The following is a 2,973-nucleotide window of genomic DNA, read 5'->3' as shown; positions in this document are numbered from 1 at the left end:
CCCGCCGCCTCGTAGGCCTGTTTGAAGCGCAGCAGGGCCATCCCCCGCTTACGGGTGTCGCCGTAGGCGTAGTACGACAGGTAGAGGCAGCACCGCTTGCGGTGGTCGAACGTGGCGACGTAGTCCGCCTCCAGCTGCCGCAGCGGGGTCGCGTCCAGGTGGTCGAGGAAGCGGCCCAGCGGCGTGGCGGCGGACGCGGGCAGCCCAGCGACGGCCCGGCGCAGCAGCGGGCGCCGCTCCAGCAGCCCGCCGTCCGGGTAGCCGAGCAGCAGGGACGCGACCTGCCAGGCCGCGGCCAGCTCGGCGTCGCCGGGACCGGCCTTCTTCGGCGATCTGATCCTCACGGTTTCGGCTCCGTCTCGGCGTCGCCGGAGTCGGCGGGCGGGTTCGCGCCGTCCGGGCCCGGTCCCCGCGTCCCGTCCTCGCGCTCGGGGAACAGCCCGGCGGGGGCGCCCTTGCCGTCCCAGTTGAGCAGGTTGACGCGCTTGTGCTTGTTCTCCGGGTCCACGGAGCTGTCGGCGGTCTGGCGCTGCTGGAGCATGTGGAAGTTCTCCACGGCGACCGGGTTCGGGCCGCCGGACCCCTCGCCGAACGGGCCCGAGCCGCCGCCCATGCCGGAGCCGCCCATGCCGGGCCCGCCCTCGTAGTTCAGGCTGCAGTCGGTGGCCAGTTCCTCCAGGCCGTGCGCCTGCTCGGCGTGCGCCGTCGGGATCACGTACCGCTCGTCGTACTTGGCGAGCGCCAGCAGCCGGTACATGTCGTACATCGCCTCGCCCGTCATCCCGACGCTCTCGGGGATGGCGTCGTCGGCGTCGCGGCCGAGGTTGAGGTCGCGCATGTAGGACCGCATCGCGGCCAGCCGGCGCAGGACGGCGTCGACCGGGGCGGTGTCCCCGGCGGTGAACAGCTCCGCGAGGTACTCGACGGGGATGCGGAGCGCGTCGATGGCGGCGAACAGGTTCCCGGGGTCCTCGGCGTCGTGGCCGGTGTCGCGGACGACGTCCACGACCGGCGACAGCGGCGGGATGTACCAGACCATCGGCATCGTCCGGTATTCCGGGTGCAGCGGCAGCGCCACCTTGTAGGTGTTGATCAGCGCGTGGATCGGGGACCGCTGGGCGGCCTCGATCCAGTCGGCGGGGATGCCGTCCCGCTCGGCGGCGGCGACGACCTGCGGGTCGTTCGGGTCGAGGAACACCTGGCGCTGCGACTCGTACAGGTCGGTGTCCTCCGGGGCGGACGCGGCCTCCAGCACCTTGTCGGCGTCGTAGAGGACCAGGCCGATGTAGCGGAGGCGGCCCACGCACGTCTCCGAGCACACCGTGGGGATGCCGACCTCGATGCGCGGGAAGCAGAACGTGCACTTCTCGGCCTTGCCGGTCCGGTGGTTGAAGTACATCTTCTTGTACGGGCAGCCGGACACGCACATCCGCCAGCCGCGGCACTTGTCCTGGTCGACCAGGACGATGCCGTCCTCGGTGCGCTTGTAGATCGCGCCGGACGGGCAGGACGCGGCGCAGCTCGGGTTGAGGCAGTGCTCGCAGATCCGCGGCAGGTAGAACATGAAGGTCTGGTCGAACTCCATCTTCACCTTGTCGGAGATCTCCTTGAGCAGGACGTCCTGGTCCCCGTGGTCGATCGACCCGCCGAGGTCGTCGTCCCAGTTCGCCGACCACGTGATCTGCATGTCCTTGCCCGACAGCAGCGATTTGGGCCGCGCGACCGGGGTGTGCTCCTGGAGCGGGGCGCTGGTCAGGGTCTCGTAGTCGTAGGTCCAGGGCTCGTAGTAGTCGTTGATGCCGGGAAGTTTCGGGTTCGCGAAGATCGTCAGAAGCTTGCGGAGCCGGCCGCCGCCCTTGAGCGCGAGCCGCCCGCGCTTGTTCAGGGTCCAGCCGCCCTTCCACCGCTCCTGGTCCTCGTATTGGCGGGGGTAGCCTTGCCCGGGGCGGGTCTCGACGTTGTTGAACCACACGTACTCGACGCCGCTGCGGTTGGTCCACGCCTGCTTGCAGGTGACCGAGCAGGTGTGGCACCCGATGCACTTGTCGAGGTTCATCACCATCGACATCTGCGCCATGACGCGCATCTAGTAGGTCACCTCCTGGGAGCGGCGGCGGATCACGGTGACCTCGTCGCGCTGGTTGCCGGTGGGGCCGAGGTAGTTGAACGCGAACGACAGCTGCGCGTACCCGCCGATGAGGTGGCTCGGCTTGATCAGCAGCCGGGTCAGCGAGTTGTGGATGCCGCCGCGGCGGCCGGAGGTCTCCGAGCGCGGGACGTCGATCAGCCGGTCCTGCGCGTGGTACATGTACACCGTCCCCTCCGGCATCCGGTGGGAGACGATCGCGCGGGCGACGACGACGCCGTTGCGGTTGACGGCCTCGATCCAGTCGTTGTCGCGGACGCCGATCTTCGCGGCGTCCTCGCCGCTCATCCAGATGTTCGGGCCGCCGCGCGACAGCGACAGCATGAACAGGTTGTCCTGGTACTCCGAATGGATCGACCACTTGTTGTGCGGGGTGAGGTACCGGACGGCCAGCCCCAGCTCGCCGGTCTCCCCGATCTCGGGCTCGCCGAACAGCGCGGTCATGTCGAGCGGCGGCCGGAACGTGGGCAGCTGCTCGCCGAGTTCCTCCATCCAGTCGTGGTCGAGGTAGAAGTGCTGCCTTCCGGTGAGGGTGTGCCAGGGCTTGAGGCGCTCGACGTTGATGGTGAACGGGGAGTAGCGGCGCCCCCCGCTCTCCGATCCGGACCATTCCGGCGAGGTGATGACCGGTACGGGGGCGGCCTGGGTGTCGGCGAAGGTGATCTTCTTGCCCTCGTGCTCGGCGGCCAGGTCGGCGAGCCGGGTGCCGGTGCGTCTCTCCAGGGTCTTGAATCCCTCGGTGGCCAGATGCCCGTTCGTCGTCCCCGACAGCGTGAGGATCATCTCGCAGGCGTGGACGTCGCGCTTCAGCGACGGCCGCCCGTCGG

The 2,973-nt window shown here is 69.6% G+C and carries 3 protein-coding genes; all 3 read right to left on the bottom strand.

All coding sequences use genetic code 11. The annotated features are described in order from the left end of the window. Positions 1-344 (bottom strand): nitrate reductase molybdenum cofactor assembly chaperone (gene narJ / locus E1285_RS44230; RefSeq protein WP_243723477.1); only part of this gene is annotated, 344 nt, incomplete at its 3' end. After that, a complete protein-coding gene (gene narH / locus E1285_RS44225) occupies positions 341-2,086 on the bottom strand; it encodes a nitrate reductase subunit beta (RefSeq protein WP_132160886.1) in 1,746 nt (581 codons plus the stop codon). The genes narJ and narH, both read right to left, overlap by 4 nt. After that, on the bottom strand, positions 2,087-2,973 hold an 887-nt coding region (locus tag E1285_RS44220), incomplete at its 5' end, for a molybdopterin dinucleotide binding domain-containing protein (RefSeq protein WP_132160885.1). It lies immediately after the preceding gene.

The organism is Actinomadura sp. 7K507, assembly GCF_004348425.1.
Classification (GTDB): Bacteria; Actinomycetota; Actinomycetes; order Streptosporangiales; family Streptosporangiaceae; genus Spirillospora.
The sequence above is the reverse complement of the archived record's forward strand: the minus strand, read 5'-3'. Positions and strand labels throughout refer to the sequence as shown.